The following is a 13,325-nucleotide window of genomic DNA, read 5'->3' as shown; positions in this document are numbered from 1 at the left end:
GTGACGATGCAGAGCGGAGCGATGAGGAGGAGCGCCGCTCGATGAACGGAAATCCCGAGCTCGATGCGGGCATCCCGGAGATCGCCGAGCCCGCAGAAATGGACCCCGACGAACTCGGCCGGGTGCTGGAGGCGCTGCTACTGGTGGTGGACACCCCGGTGACGGCCGAGGCGCTCGCCTCGGCCACCGGCCAGCCCGTCTACCGCGTCGCCGCCAAGCTGCAGCTCATGGCCGACGAGCTCACCGAACGTGACAGCGGCATCGACCTGCGGCACACCGGCGAGGGATGGCGGCTGTACACCCGTGCCCGGTTCGCGCCGTTCGTGGAAAAGCTGTTGCTGGACGGCGCGCGCAGCAAGCTCACCCGCGCCGCGCTGGAGACGCTGGCGGTGGTTGCCTACCGCCAGCCGGTGACCCGCGCCCGGGTGAGCGCGGTGCGTGGCGTGAATGTGGACGCGGTGATGCGGACTCTGTTGGCGCGCGGACTGATCACCGAGGTCGGCAACGACGAGGACAGCGGGGCGGTGACGTTCGCGACCACCGAATTGTTCCTGGAACGCCTCGGGCTGAACTCGCTGGCCGACCTGCCGGACATCGCGCCACTGCTGCCGGATGTCGACACCATCGACGACCTCAGCGAATCCCTGGACAGCGAACCGCGTTTCATCAAGCTCGCCGGCGGTCAGCCGGCTGATCCGTCGCTGACGTTTGACGTGGATCACGACTGATGGTGGAGTTCGAGGAGCCGCAGGGCACGCGCCTGCAGAAGGTGTTGTCCCAGGCCGGAATTGCGTCCCGTCGGGCCGCCGAGAAGATGATCCTCGACGGACGGGTCGAGATCGACGGGCGGGTGGTGACCGAATTGGGCACCAGGGTCGACCCGGACCAGTCGGTGATCCGTGTCGACGGCGCCCGGGTGGTGCTTGACGACTCGCTGGTTTATCTCGCGCTGAACAAGCCGCGCGGTATGCACTCGACCATGTCCGACGATCGTGGCCGGCCCTGCATCGGTGACCTCATTGAACGAAAAGTTCGGGGCAACAAGAAGTTATTTCACGTGGGGCGGTTGGACGCCGATACCGAGGGGCTGATCCTGCTGACCAACGACGGCGAGTTGGCCCACCGGTTGATGCACCCGTCCCACGAGGTACCCAAGACCTACCTCGCGACGGTGACGGGCGCGGTGCCGCGCGGGCTCGGCAAGCAGCTTCGGGCCGGCATCGAGTTGGAGGACGGACCGGTGCGGCTCGACGACTTCGCCGTCGTGGACTCCATTCCCGGGAAATCGCTGGTGCGGGTGACGCTGCACGAAGGACGCAACCGGATCGTGCGTCGGTTGCTGGCCGCGGTCGGATTTCCGGTGGAAGCGTTGGTGCGCACTGACATTGGCGCGGTCACACTGGGCAAGCAGCGTCCGGGTTCGGTGCGGCCGCTGCGCCGGGATGAGGTCGGTCAACTGTACAAGGCGGTGGGTCTGTGAGCGCGCTCGTCGTGGCCATCGACGGTCCGGCAGGTACCGGAAAGTCCTCTGTTTCCAAGGGTTTGGCGCGCGGCCTGGGCGCGCGATTCCTGGACACCGGAGCGATGTACCGGATCGTGACGTTGGCGGTGCTGCGCGCCGGGGTCGACCCGTCGGACGCCGAGGCCGTCGGCGAGACCGCATCGGACGTGCAGTTGTCGGTCGGCTATGACCCTGACGACAGCAGCTTTTACCTTGCCGGCGAGGACGTTTCGACGGAGATCCGGGGCGACGACGTCACCAGGGCGGTCTCGGCGGTGTCAGCGGTCCCGACGGTACGCACCCGGCTCGTCGACATCCAACGCGAAATGGCCGAGGGCCCGGGCAGTATCGTCGTCGAGGGACGCGACATCGGCACCGTGGTGTTCCCCGATGCGCCCGTGAAGATCTTCCTCACCGCGTCGGCCGAGACCCGCGCGCAGCGCCGCAACGCCCAGAATGTCCGGGCGGGCCTGGCCGACGATTACCCGGCGGTGCTGGCCGACGTACGCCGCCGCGATCACCTGGATTCCACCCGTGCGGTGTCACCGTTGCGGGCGGCCGAGGATGCGATCGTCGTCGACACCAGCGACATGACCGAGAACGAAGTGATCGCCCACCTGTTGGATTTGGTCACGCAGCGAAGCGAGGCGATGCGGTGACGCAGGACGGTACCTGGGCGGACGAAAGCGACTGGGAACTCAGCGATTCCGAACTGGATGAACTGGCCGAGGCCGGCCCGGCGCCCGTCGTGGCGATCGTCGGACGGCCCAACGTCGGCAAGTCGACGTTGGTCAATCGGATCATCGGCCGCCGTGAGGCCGTGGTTCAGGACGTTCCAGGCGTGACGCGGGACCGGGTTTCCTACGACGCGCTGTGGACCGGGCGCCGGTTTGTGGTGCAGGACACCGGGGGATGGGAGCCCGACGCCAAGGGTCTGCAGCAGCTGGTGGCCGAGCAGGCATCGGTGGCCATGCGCACCGCCGATGCGGTGATATTGGTCGTCGACGCGACCGTGGGCGCCACGTCTCCCGATGAGGCCGCCGCCCGCATTCTCCTTCGCTCGGGCAAACCGGTGTTCCTGGCGGCCAACAAGGTTGACAGCGAAAAGGGTGAGGCCGACGCGGCGGCGTTGTGGTCACTCGGACTCGGTGAGCCGCACGCGATCAGCGCCATGCATGGGCGCGGTGTGGCCGATCTGCTCGACGCGGTGCTCGAGGCGCTGCCCGAAGTTTCCGAAGCGGCGCCGAGCGCCGGTGGTCCGCGCCGGGTCGCGCTGGTTGGGAAGCCCAACGTGGGCAAGAGTTCTCTGTTGAACAAGCTGGCCGGTGACGAACGCTCGGTGGTGCACGATGTCGCGGGTACCACGGTCGACCCGGTGGACTCGCTCGTCGAATTGGGCGGCAAGATCTGGAAGTTCGTCGACACCGCCGGGTTGCGCCGCAAGGTCGGGCAGGCCAGCGGACATGAGTTTTATGCCTCGGTCCGCACCCATGGCGCCATCGATGCTGCCGAAGTGGTGATCGTGCTGATCGACGGGTCCCAGCCGCTGACCGAGCAGGATCTGCGGGTGCTGTCGATGGTGATCGAGGCCGGACGGGCGCTGGTGTTGGCCTACAACAAATGGGACCTGGTCGACGAGGACCGCCGCGAGTTGCTGGAACGCGAGATCGACCGGGAACTGGTGCAGGTGCGGTGGGCGCAGCGCGTCAACATCTCAGCCAAGACCGGACGGGCGGTGCAGAAGCTGGTGCCGGCGATGGAGAACGCGCTGGCGTCCTGGGACACCCGGATCGCGACCGGGCCGCTCAACGCGTGGATCAAGGAGGTCGTCGCCGCGACGCCGCCTCCGGTGCGCGGCGGCAAGCAACCGCGGATCCTGTTCGCGACGCAGGCAACCGCGCGGCCGCCGACGTTCGTGTTATTCACCTCCGGTTTCCTGGAGGCCGGCTACCGGCGCTTCCTGGAACGGCGGCTGCGCGAGACATTCGGCTTCGAGGGCAGCCCGATCCGGATCAATGTGCGGGTGCGGGAGAAGCGCGGACCCAAGCGGCGCTGAACCTAAGACAAGCAGGCGCGGTCGCCTCTACGCTGACCAGCAGGATCAAAGTGTGAGGACTGGCCGATTACCTACCTGACCACCCAGCCGCAGGTGCTGGCTGCGGCAGCAGCGGATCTTTCCGGGATCGGCTCGGCCGTTGCCGAGGCGACCTCGGCCGCGTCGGGACGTACCACCGGCGTGGTGGCCGCGGCCCTGGACGAGGTGTCGGTGGCCACGGCTGCGCTGTTCAACGGCTTCGCTCAGGAATGCCAGGCAGTTGTTGGTCAGGCGGCCGCATTCCACCAGGAGTTCGCTCGTGCGGTGGCCGCCGCGGAAAGCGCCTATCTGGCGGCGGAGACCGGCAACGCGGCCGCAGCAACCGACGTCACGCTCGTGATGGGCGGCAGTGGCAATCCGATACCTCCACTGAGTTACGTGAATGCCGTTGTCTCGAAATATATTACGCCCCACTTCCCGGCTTTCACGGTCGCCAACGCGGTGTCGCTGTTCACCCCGGAAGCGTTTTATCCACTCACCGGCATCAAGGACCTGGTGCCGAACGTGTCGGTGTCCGAAGGTGTGCAAATACTGGACACCGCCATCAAGCAGCAACTCGCGACGGGAAACAACGTTGCGGTGTTGGGGTTCTCCCAGAGCTCCATCATCTCCTCGCTGGAAATGATGGCGCTCAACCCCAGCGGCACGCCGAGCGCGCTTCCGATCGTTTTCACGCTGCTCGGGAATCCCATGAATCCCAACGGGGGTCTGCTGGCCCGCTTCCCCGGATTGGAGATGCCGAGCCTGGGATTCACCTTCTACGGCGCGACACCTGCCAATAGCTTCGAGACGAACATCTACACCATCGAGTACGACGGTTTTGCCGACTTCCCGCAATACCCGCTGAACATCCTGGCCGACCTCAATGCCCTTGCCGGCATCTACTACGTGCACGGCACCTATGCGAATCTCACACCGGCACAGATTGATTCGGCTATCCATCTGACCAACACGGTCGGCCCCACCACGACCGACTATTACATGATCCCCAACCCGCAACTGCCGCTGACGCAAGGACTGCGGGCGCTGCCGCTGATCGGTACGCCGCTGGCAGATCTGGTCGAACCGAATCTTCGGATCCTCGTAAACCTGGGTTACGGCAGTCCCGATCAGGGCTGGTCGACCGGGCCACCGAACGTGCACACGCCGTTCGGACTGTTTCCGCCGGTTGACCCCGTCGACGTCTCCGCCCGCCTGGCCGTGGGCACTCAGCAGGGCGTCAACGCCTTCGCCAACGACATCGCCTTCATGGCGTCCCAGGCGTCGCCGTCGGACCTGGTGGATGTCGTGTCGTCGGTGCCGTTGCCCTCGCCTGACTGGATCGCGCGCCTGGTGGCGAACCCAGTCAACTCGGTCAACACCCTGGCCAGTGCGATATCAACCGGCTACTCGGTGCTGCTGCCCACGGCGGACTTCGCGACCGCGGCGCTGACGTCGGTGCCGGCCTACAACCTGCAGCTGTTCGGCGAAGGGCTGGCGCAGGCCGCCACGGGGGACCCGATCGGGCTGGTCAACGCGATCGGCCGGCCGATCGCTGCCGATGCTGCCCTGTTCTCGATCGCGGGCGGATTCGAAGCCCTGGTGCTGATATCCGCGGTGCAGTCGATCATGGATGACCTCAGCAGCCTCTGAGGCCGGTGGTGCCGTGATAGCGGTGGGGGGTGGCTGCGGTAGGCTGTCGACCTGCTGCCGGTTGATGCCGGCGGCGCCGGGCTGTGGCGCAGTTTGGTAGCGCACTTGACTGGGGGTCAAGTGGTCGCAGGTTCAAATCCTGTCAGCCCGACTAGAAAACATGCAGTTCAGAGGCGGTTTCCGAGGTTCGAGAGCCGCCTGTTTACGCTGTACCGCCTTTGCATACCGCCATTACAATCCGAGCGCATCCCCGACCCCGTTGACTGCGGCCCGTGCGGCATCATCGCTGGCGTGCCCGTAAAGGTCACCGGTGATGCTGATCGATGCGTGCCCGAGTAGGTCGGCCGCAGCCTTAATATGCACGCCTGATTCAAGCCAGCCGACGGCTGCCGAATGGCGCAACGTCTGTGCGCCGACGTCGGCGATGCCGGCCTTCTCGGCGGGCAATCCCGACGGTGCGCAGCAGGTTGCGCGGGTCGACCCATCCGCCAGCATCCGTGGCGAACACTGTCCCAGTGTCGGCCCGCTGGTCGCGGGCGTGCAGCCGCTCGGCGACCTGCTCCTTGCGATGTGCCTTCGGCTCGGCGACGAGGCCGGCCGTCAGCGGGATGCGCCGGCACGCACTCCGAAGGTTTGCCGTTCTTACCGCAGTCGACGCGAGGTGCGTCCTTCTGCTTCGATGTGCCGATCCGGTGATGCGTGCCGTTCGTGGACCGGCAACGACGTCATCCGTGGATAGAGGATCGCTGGACCGAGCCATCGCGCAATAAAGCGGCGTAGTGCGCTTGCGTCGCGGTGCTGCTGCCCGGGATCGGTCAGCAGAGAATGCACTGTGCGCAAGGTCATTTCGGCAAGCTCACGGAGCGAAGCGGTGTCGAAGCCGTGAAGCTCCCAATCGACATCGAGGCGGCGGAAGCCCGACAAGCAGAAAACGATCGCTGTGTCGGAGGTGAGCGAGATGGTAGCTCCGTCCTCAGGTGCCTGGGTAAGCAAGCTCTCCAACTGTGGATCGCCGGTGAGGTTCTCGACTGCGAACGAGATTATTTCGACGACTGCAGTGACCGGGTCGTTCAGACCGCTGACGTGGCCTACAGCCTGGTCGATGAATCCGTTGACCGCACGCATTGCACTGGCCATCAGGAGCGCGTCGGCGTTGGGAAAGTACCGGTATACCGTCTGACGAGTGACTCCGAGCCTTCGGGCGACGTCGGCAAGCTTTATCGCCGACCCGTGTTCAGCGATCACGTCGTCTACCGCATCCAGAATGCGGCCGATTGCCTCTTCGTCCGAGGCGGGTGTGACACCCGCCCAGCCGCGACTACGCATCCGCTGCCACAAGCATTTCGCTGTCGAACTCGATCTCAAGTGTCGTCGGGCCGGTCATACCGAGCAGGGATTTCCACGGCGCAGGAGCGATGCGGTGGGGTGCGGTGAGGCGTCGGGTGAGGATTGTGAGTGCTTCCGCCAGTTCCCGGCGTGCGAGGTTCGCGCCTAGGCAGTAGTGCGCACCACCACCGAAAGTCAGAATCGCGGGCACGTCCTTGCGCGCGATGTCGAACCGATCTGCATTCTCATAGATCGCTGGATCACGGTTGGCTGCAAAGGTGTTCACGACTACAAAGGTGCCCGCCGGGAACGTGTACCCACCAAATTCGGCATCCTCGCTAGCGGCTCGCACCGCGATGCAGACCGCCGGCGAGTGCCGCATGGTCTCCTCGACCGCCTGCATCGCAAGCTCTGGCTGGTGGCCCAGCCTCGCCCATTGATCCGGATGCTCGCACAGCACCTGCACCGAGGCGGCAAGCTGGTGTCGGGTGGTGTCCGTCCCCGCCATCAGGAAGCCAGCCACCAGCATGCGCAGTTCGTCGAGATTGAGCCGGTCGCCCTCGCTTTCGGCGCGAATGAGCTCAGACAGCAGATCATCAGTCAGGTGACTTCGGCGTGCGGCGACCATGTCATCGACGTAGGCGTCCAGTTCGTTCCACGACCGCATGATCGTGGCTTCATCGAAATCGGCGTCGGGCTGAATGTTGAAAGCCTTGAAGATTTCGTCGGTCCACTGTGCGAAAAGATGCCAGTCTTCTCGAGGCGCACCGATCAGCGCACACATGATCGGGGTGGGATAGGGCCGCGCGATGTCGGTCACGACGTCGCAGCGACCGACCTCTACTACTTGATCGATCAGTGCGTTTACCACCTCATGAATCGTGTCCTGTAGAGGTGACGTAGCGCGCGGAGTGAACGCCCTCGACACCAGTTTGCGTAAGCGAGTATGTGGGGGACCATCGAGGCCCAGGAGGCTGCTCATCAGCTTGTCGTACAGGGGGCCTGAGGTGACGCCCTGCGCTGCTAGCGACAACCCAGGTGGCAGCCTGAATCTGCTGTCGCGCAGCATATCCCGCGCCAGGCCGTAGGAAAGTATCTCGGGACCGAGAGGACCAATGGCGATGGGTGCACGCGACTGCGCAGTTCGCACGTCTTCCAGGATGTCCTGCGGAGTGGCGGTGAAGTCGTAGCTGAACGTGGGCAGGCCAGCTTCGAAGACGTTGGGAGCGGCGCTACTTACGTTCATCGCGATATCTCACATTCGATTGAAGGCCCGACGGGCCGAGTCACGGACAACTATATCCAAAATGTATGACCATAGCCCTGAGCTCGTCAACATAGACCGTATATTCGCAGTTAAACGCCTGTGCCACGTACCGTGGTCATACGGATTGTCGCCTCGTGTCCGCGCCGCTGCGAGGGGCAGTTGGTCAAGCCGTTCTGTGGCTCCGTCTCGCGCCAGACTGCCCGACGATCCGGTACCGGCCTTTCTCGTTAAGAAACTGGGGCGCATGCCAATCCGTATGCCAGCGGCGCGAATAAACTGCATCCGCCGCCACGCCGAACTCTCTATTGCCGTCGCAACGAGCCGCACGAAGCGGGCAGCAGCATGTTGTGAGAGGTTTCCTCGAATAGCCGCGCAGCGGTCGCGTCGGGCTCAGGCCGTCGGCGGGACCTGCGCCAGCGCCTCGGCCAGTTCGCGCGCCGAAGCGAAGCGATTCTCTGGCTCACGCTCCAGCAGGCGGCTGATCACCGTGCTCAGCACGGGCGGTACGTCGTTGGCGAAAGTCAACACGTCCGGCGCTCTCTGCTCCAACATAGCGGCGAGGATCGCCACAGGGCTCGTGGCCTGGTACGGCAGCCGGCCCGTCAGGCACTCGAACAACACCACGCCCACCGCGTACAGATCGGTGCGCGCGTCCAGGTCACCGCCCATCAGCTGCTCCGGCGGCATGTAGTTCACCGTGCCGACGACGAAGCCGGCCTGTGTCAGCGCCTCGGTGCGCTGCACCGTGCGGGCCAGGCCGAAGTCCGCCACCTTTAGCATGCCGCTTTCGTCGATCATCAGATTTGTCGGCTTGATGTCGCGGTGCACGATGTCCTGGTCGTGGGCCACTGCCAGCGCGTCGGCCAGCTGCGTGCCGATGGCCAGTGTGGACTCGACCGTGAGCCGCCCGCGCTTTCTGATCAGGTCGGACACGGTCACGCCGCGGATGAACTCCATGGTGATGTAGTGGGTGCCTTCCCACTCGCCGATGTCGTGCGAGCGGACCACGTTGGGGTGGGAGATCTTGCGGGCCAGCTTCATCTCGGTGCGCAGGCGCTCGAGCCCCACCGGTTCCTCGGCCAGCAACGACGGATGCAGCATCTTGAGCGCTACGTCCTCACCCAGCTCGCGGTCGTAGACCAGGTACACCGCGCCCATGCCGCCGACGCCCAGCTCGCGGCGGACCTGATAGCGGCCCGCGATGACCTGGTCCGTCGCCGCAGGCCCGGACGCGGCCCCCTCGGCGGTCACGCCGGACTGCTCCATCTCGCGGCGCAGGCCGCGCACCCGCGCCCGGAGCCGTTCCTCGCGCGAGCGGATGCCTCGCACCATGCGGTCGAACACGCGCGCCAGCTGGCCCAGCTGGTCCTGTCGCGCCAGCAGGTCGGCAAGCAGTTTCGGGTCGTAGGTCTGCGCCTCGACCGCTTCGGCCGCCGCAGTGAGCCGGGCCACCCGGTGCAGGTACGCCAACTCCAGATCGCGCAGCCGTTTGCGCTCCAGTGACGTGCGGATGCGCGCCGCGAGCACCACGCTCTCGTACGGCTTGGTGAGGTGGTCCTCGGCGCCGCGCTCCAGGCAGCGCACGACGCTGGCGGCATCGCCCTCACCCGAGACCACGATGACCGGGATGTGCTGGGTGCGCGCGTCGGCCTTGAGTCGCTCGAGCAGCTCGAAGCCGTCCATGCCTGGCATGTTCAGGTCGGTAATTACCAGGTCCGGGGCGTCGCGCTCGGCCGCCTCCAGTCCGGCGCGCCCGTTCTCGGCCATGATCACCGAGTGGCCCAATCGCTCCAGCACCATCGCCAGTTGCTCGCGCAGCAGCTCATCGTCGTCCACCACTAGTACGCGCGCCGCGCCGGCCACCTTCGGCTCGGCCGAAGCGTCTGCTGCGTTAACCGCCTGCGTCGCCCCGGCGCGGAAACCGCCCGCGGCCAGCAGCGCGGCGGCGCCCTCCCGCGCGGCGCGCGCGTCCTGCAGTACCAGCTCTTCCTCGAGGTCGGTCGGGATCATAGTCAGCAGCCGGGTCAGCGCGTCCGCGACTTCCTTGAGCGGCGCGCGCAGCGCGGACTGAAGCTCCTCGAGCGCACGCGCATCGGTCACCTGGCCGCCGCCGGGCGGCCGCACGAGGAGCGTGGCCAGATAGCGCGCCTGCACCAGGGCGTGCCCCGCGTGCTCGCGCCAAGCGTGGTGAGCAGGGCGGTGCAGGTCGGCCAGCAACCGCTCGCAGTCACCGGCGAGGCGATGTACGCCGGCACTCAGCTGGTGCCGGGCCAGCGTGACTCGTTCCAGCTCGCCCGACTCTACGTTGAACACCGGCGCCGCTATGGTCGCGTCCAGCTCGCTCACCTGCTATCCCCCACGATCGCCTCTCGGGTGCGGCAGGACCGCTCGCACTGCCTCGACCAGCCGCGCTAACTCCTCCGCCAGCCGCGCGTTGGCCGCGCGAAGCTCGCCCTCGCTCGCCTGTTGCTTGATCGCGGACTCCAGCGCCGCGGCCCTCGCTTGGACCTCGACGGCGCCCACCGCGCCGGCGGACCCCTTGAGCGAGTGCGCCGAGCGCTGGGCGTCGGCCAGCTCGCCGCGGTCCAGCTGCCCCGTGATGGTCGCCGCCATCGCCGCGGAATTGCCCCAGGCGAACCTGTGAAGCAGGCGTTCGTACATGGAACGGTCGTTCATCATGCGGCCGATGGCGGCCTTCACGTCGAGACCAGCGATGCCCTCGAGGGTGGCGGTTCGGGGCGCACCCGTCGGGCCGTCGGCCGCCGCGCGGGCCACCGAAGACGGGGCCCGCCCCGCCCCACCCTGCGGCCGCCATCGCAACAGCTTGCCGAACAGGTCGGCCGGTTCGATCGGCTTGGCGATGTGATCGTTCATCCCGGCCGCGAGACAGCGTTCGCGATCGCCGGCCATGGCGTTCGCCGTCATCGCCAGGATGGCGAGCTGGCTGATCGAGAACTGTTGGCGAATGCGGCGTGTGGCCTCCTCGCCGTCCATCACCGGCATCTGCATGTCCATGAGCACCAGGTCGTAGCGCCGTTGGCCGACCCGCTCCACGGCGATCTGTCCGTTCTCGGCTACGTCGACCTCAAGCCCAGCGTTCTTCAGAAGCTCGGTGGCCACCAGCTGATTCAGCTCGTTGTCTTCGACCAGCAACACCTGCAGCCCCTGGAGCGGAGCCAGGTCGGGCAGATCGGTCGGCTGCACGGCGGACTCCCTGGCGCTGGTGGCGCCAAACGTGTTGATGACGGTATCGAACAGCAGCGACGGGCTGACCGGTTTGACCAGCGTGGCCTGGATGCCGGCCACGCCGGCTTCCTGGATCACCTCGGCATGGCCGTAGGCGGTGACCATCACACGGCGCGGCTGCGCGTTGAGCGGTAGGGCAGCTATGCGGCGAGCCGTCTCGATGCCGTCGATGCCGCCGGGCATGCTCCAGTCGAGGAACACCACGTCGTACGGCTCGCCCGACCGGTCCGCTGCAGCGACGCGGTCCAGGGCATCCTCCCCGCGCGTCACCGTGTCGACGCGGAACGTCATGTATGACAGCATCCCTGCCAGCACCTCGCGCGCAGTGGCGCTGTCATCCACGACCAGGGCGCGCCGGTCGCGGAGGTCCGGCGACGGCTGGAGCAGTTGTTCCGTTACCGCCCCGCGCCCCAACGGCGCCGTGAACCAGAATGTGCTGCCCCGGCCGAGCTCGCTCTCCACTCCCACGGCACCGCCCATCAGCTCGGCGAGCCGCTTGCTGATGGCCAGGCCGAGGCCAGTGCCGCCGTACTTGCGGGAGGTAGAGGCGTCGGCCTGCTGGAACGACTGGAACAGCAGCGCCTGCTGCTCGGGCGTCAGCCCCATGCCGGTGTCGCGCACCTCGAAACGCACGCGGAGGTCGTCGGCGGTCTCCTCCTCCACGCGCACGCGGATGACGATCTCGCCCCGCTCGGTGAACTTGACCGCGTTGTTGGCGTAGTTGATGACGATTTGGCTGATGCGCAGCGGGTCACCGCGCAACGCGCGCGGCATGCGCGGGTCCACGTCGAAGGTCAGCTCGAGACCCTTCTTTGTGGCCTTGTCGGTCACCAGCGCCGCCACGTTCTCCAACAGGCGGTCGACGTGGAAGTCGACCGTCTCGACCGTGAGCTTGCCGGCTTCGATCTTGGAGAAGTCGAGGATGTCGTTGATGATGCCCAGCAGGTGCTTGCCCGAGCCCTCGATCTTCTGCACGTAGTCACGCTGGTGGCGGTCGAGGTCGGTGAGCAGCGCGAGGTGCGACAAGCCGATGATGGCGTTCATCGGCGTGCGGATCTCGTGGCTCATGTTGGCCAGGAAGTCCGCCTTGGCCTGGGCGGCCACCTCGGCGGCGTCGCGCGCGGTTTCGAGCTCGGCCTGGAGCGTTTTCATCTCGGTGATGTCCTGCACCACGCCGTACATCTGCTGTGGTTGGCCGGCCTGGTCTCGCACTAGTGTCGCCAGCGCCCGGACCCAGATGACATGGCCGTCGCTCGGACGGCGGTAGGGATAAGTCGCATCGTAGGCCGGGTAGCGGCCCTCGATGGTGCCCTGGAGCTGCTCGCAGGTCGCCTCGGCGGCGGCCGGGTCCACCGCGCCAATACGTGCGCGCCACTGGTCGGTAAGGCGGAGCCGACCTCTCTCGTCGCTGGTCTCACCTAAGATCTCCTGGACCCGCTGCGAGGCGTAGTAATGATCGGGATCGGCGAAGTCGATGTGCCAGTGACCCGAATGGGAGAGCTTGAGCGCCGTGTCGGCGAGGAAATGGCTGCGGTCGAGCTGTGCACGCAGCTCGAGATCCTGGGTCACGTCCCGTACGGCCGCCAGTACCAGCCGCTCGCCGCCCGGATGAACGATGGCCAGGCTGATGTCCACCGGGACTTCGCTGCCATCCTTTCGCACGGCGCGCAGCGCGGCGCGCTGGGAGATTGCGCCCATGCGGCGGTTGACGCCGCCGTCCAGGAACGACTTGCGCAGGCCGGGGTGCACGCCGCGGATGCGGTGGGGGACCAACATCTCGATCTTCGACCCCAACAGCTCGGTGGGTTCGTAGCCGAAGAGGTCCAGGACGGCGCGGTTGGCGGACCGGATGGTGCCGTCCTCGGTCACGGTGAGCATGGCATCGGGCGCACCGTCGAAGATGGCCTCGTGGTGCGTCGCCAGGGGGGCGCGCTCCTGGCGCGGCCGTCCCCACGCGCCGCCAGCGGCGGACAGTCCTTCCATATCGGCAACCTCGGGCTAGGGCGCCAATGGCACTTTCGATATTCAGGCGGGTGCTTCGCGCGCTTCACGTTTCATCATCGGTGTGTCCCTCGTCACCAATGTAGCCTCGACCCCCACCAGCCGACCACCGCGCCGTGGCCCTCGAACGCCCGGTCCACCAGCGCCTCCACGGCCGACATCTCCTACGCCGACCGTCCAGGTGGCCTCCGCACGCCTAACGCCGCCATGCTGTTCTCGGATGCCCAATGTCGACGTCCTCATCTCGAACCTTCGCG

General features: G+C 66.6%; 10 protein-coding genes and 1 tRNA gene. 6 read left to right on the top strand and 5 right to left on the bottom strand.

Annotated features, from left to right (window positions below):
• Nucleotides 1-41 precede the first annotated feature (41 nt).
• The 6 genes from scpB to BN972_RS18665 all read left to right on the top strand — a co-directional run bounded on the left by scpB (nt 42) and on the right by BN972_RS18665 (nt 5,379).
• The gene (gene scpB / locus BN972_RS18690) at nt 42-728 is read left to right on the top strand and encodes an SMC-Scp complex subunit ScpB (protein WP_036361297.1); all 687 of its coding nucleotides are present in this window, start codon (nt 42-44) and stop codon (nt 726-728) included.
• Entirely contained in the window at nt 728-1,480 is a 753-nt protein-coding gene (locus BN972_RS18685; RefSeq protein ID WP_036360530.1) for a pseudouridine synthase, read from the top strand. The genes scpB and BN972_RS18685 overlap by 1 nt, the downstream gene beginning before the upstream one ends.
• On the top strand, nt 1,477-2,160 hold the full coding sequence (cmk, locus tag BN972_RS18680) for a (d)CMP kinase (protein ID WP_036360529.1): 684 nt from the start codon (nt 1,477-1,479) through the stop codon (nt 2,158-2,160). Before BN972_RS18685 ends, cmk begins: the two co-directional genes overlap by 4 nt.
• On the top strand, nt 2,157-3,557 hold the full coding sequence (gene der / locus BN972_RS18675; RefSeq protein ID WP_036360528.1) for a ribosome biogenesis GTPase Der: 1,401 nt from the start codon (nt 2,157-2,159) through the stop codon (nt 3,555-3,557). Before cmk ends, der begins: the two co-directional genes overlap by 4 nt.
• A gap of 66 nt (nt 3,558-3,623) precedes the next feature.
• A complete protein-coding gene (locus BN972_RS18670) occupies nt 3,624-5,228 on the top strand; it encodes a PE family protein (protein ID WP_036360525.1) in 1,605 nt (534 codons plus the stop codon).
• 77 nt (nt 5,229-5,305) lie between these two features.
• Nucleotides 5,306-5,379 (top strand) — tRNA-Pro (locus BN972_RS18665).
• Between the two features lie 80 nt (nt 5,380-5,459).
• Here BN972_RS18665 and BN972_RS30540 read toward each other — a convergent pair.
• The 5 genes from BN972_RS30540 to BN972_RS18640 all read right to left on the bottom strand — a co-directional run bounded on the left by BN972_RS30540 (nt 5,460) and on the right by BN972_RS18640 (nt 13,050).
• The gene (locus tag BN972_RS30540) at nt 5,460-5,723 is read right to left on the bottom strand and encodes a tyrosine-type recombinase/integrase (RefSeq protein ID WP_051545605.1); all 264 of its coding nucleotides are present in this window, start codon (nt 5,721-5,723) and stop codon (nt 5,460-5,462) included.
• Between the two features lie 147 nt (nt 5,724-5,870).
• Nucleotides 5,871-6,554 (bottom strand): TetR/AcrR family transcriptional regulator, encoded by a 684-nt coding sequence (locus BN972_RS18655; protein WP_051545603.1) that lies wholly within the window; start codon nt 6,552-6,554, stop codon nt 5,871-5,873.
• Nucleotides 6,547-7,800 (bottom strand): cytochrome P450, encoded by a 1,254-nt coding sequence (locus tag BN972_RS18650; protein ID WP_036360524.1) that lies wholly within the window; start codon nt 7,798-7,800, stop codon nt 6,547-6,549. The genes BN972_RS18655 and BN972_RS18650 overlap by 8 nt, the downstream gene beginning before the upstream one ends.
• A 411-nt stretch (nt 7,801-8,211) precedes the next feature.
• Nucleotides 8,212-10,167 carry a protein kinase domain-containing protein gene (locus tag BN972_RS27805; RefSeq protein WP_051545602.1) on the bottom strand — a complete coding sequence of 652 codons (1,956 nt, stop codon included), beginning with the start codon at nt 10,165-10,167 and terminating at the stop codon, nt 8,212-8,214.
• A gap of 3 nt (nt 10,168-10,170) precedes the next feature.
• The gene (locus tag BN972_RS18640) at nt 10,171-13,050 is read right to left on the bottom strand and encodes a response regulator (protein ID WP_051545600.1); all 2,880 of its coding nucleotides are present in this window, start codon (nt 13,048-13,050) and stop codon (nt 10,171-10,173) included.
• Between the last annotated feature and the right edge of the window lie 275 nt (nt 13,051-13,325).

The sequence above is a fragment of the Mycobacterium asiaticum DSM 44297 genome (assembly GCF_000613245.1).
Taxonomy (GTDB): Bacteria; Actinomycetota; Actinomycetes; order Mycobacteriales; family Mycobacteriaceae; genus Mycobacterium; species Mycobacterium asiaticum.
Note: the sequence above shows the minus strand (reverse complement) of the source record. Positions and strands in the feature narration are given on the sequence as shown.

Coding starts and splice junctions, on each gene's coding strand:
- BN972_RS18655 (WP_051545603.1), bottom strand. CDS start 6,554: ATGCGTAGTCGCGGCTGGGCGGGTGTCACACCCGCCTCGGACGAAGAG.
- BN972_RS18640 (WP_051545600.1), bottom strand. CDS start 13,050: ATGGAAGGACTGTCCGCCGCTGGCGGCGCGTGGGGACGGCCGCGCCAG.
- scpB (WP_036361297.1), top strand. CDS start 42: ATGAACGGAAATCCCGAGCTCGATGCGGGCATCCCGGAGATCGCCGAG.
- BN972_RS18650 (WP_036360524.1), bottom strand. CDS start 7,800: ATGAACGTAAGTAGCGCCGCTCCCAACGTCTTCGAAGCTGGCCTGCCC.
- BN972_RS18685 (WP_036360530.1), top strand. CDS start 728: ATGGTGGAGTTCGAGGAGCCGCAGGGCACGCGCCTGCAGAAGGTGTTG.
- BN972_RS30540 (WP_051545605.1), bottom strand. CDS start 5,723: ATGCTGGCGGATGGGTCGACCCGCGCAACCTGCTGCGCACCGTCGGGA.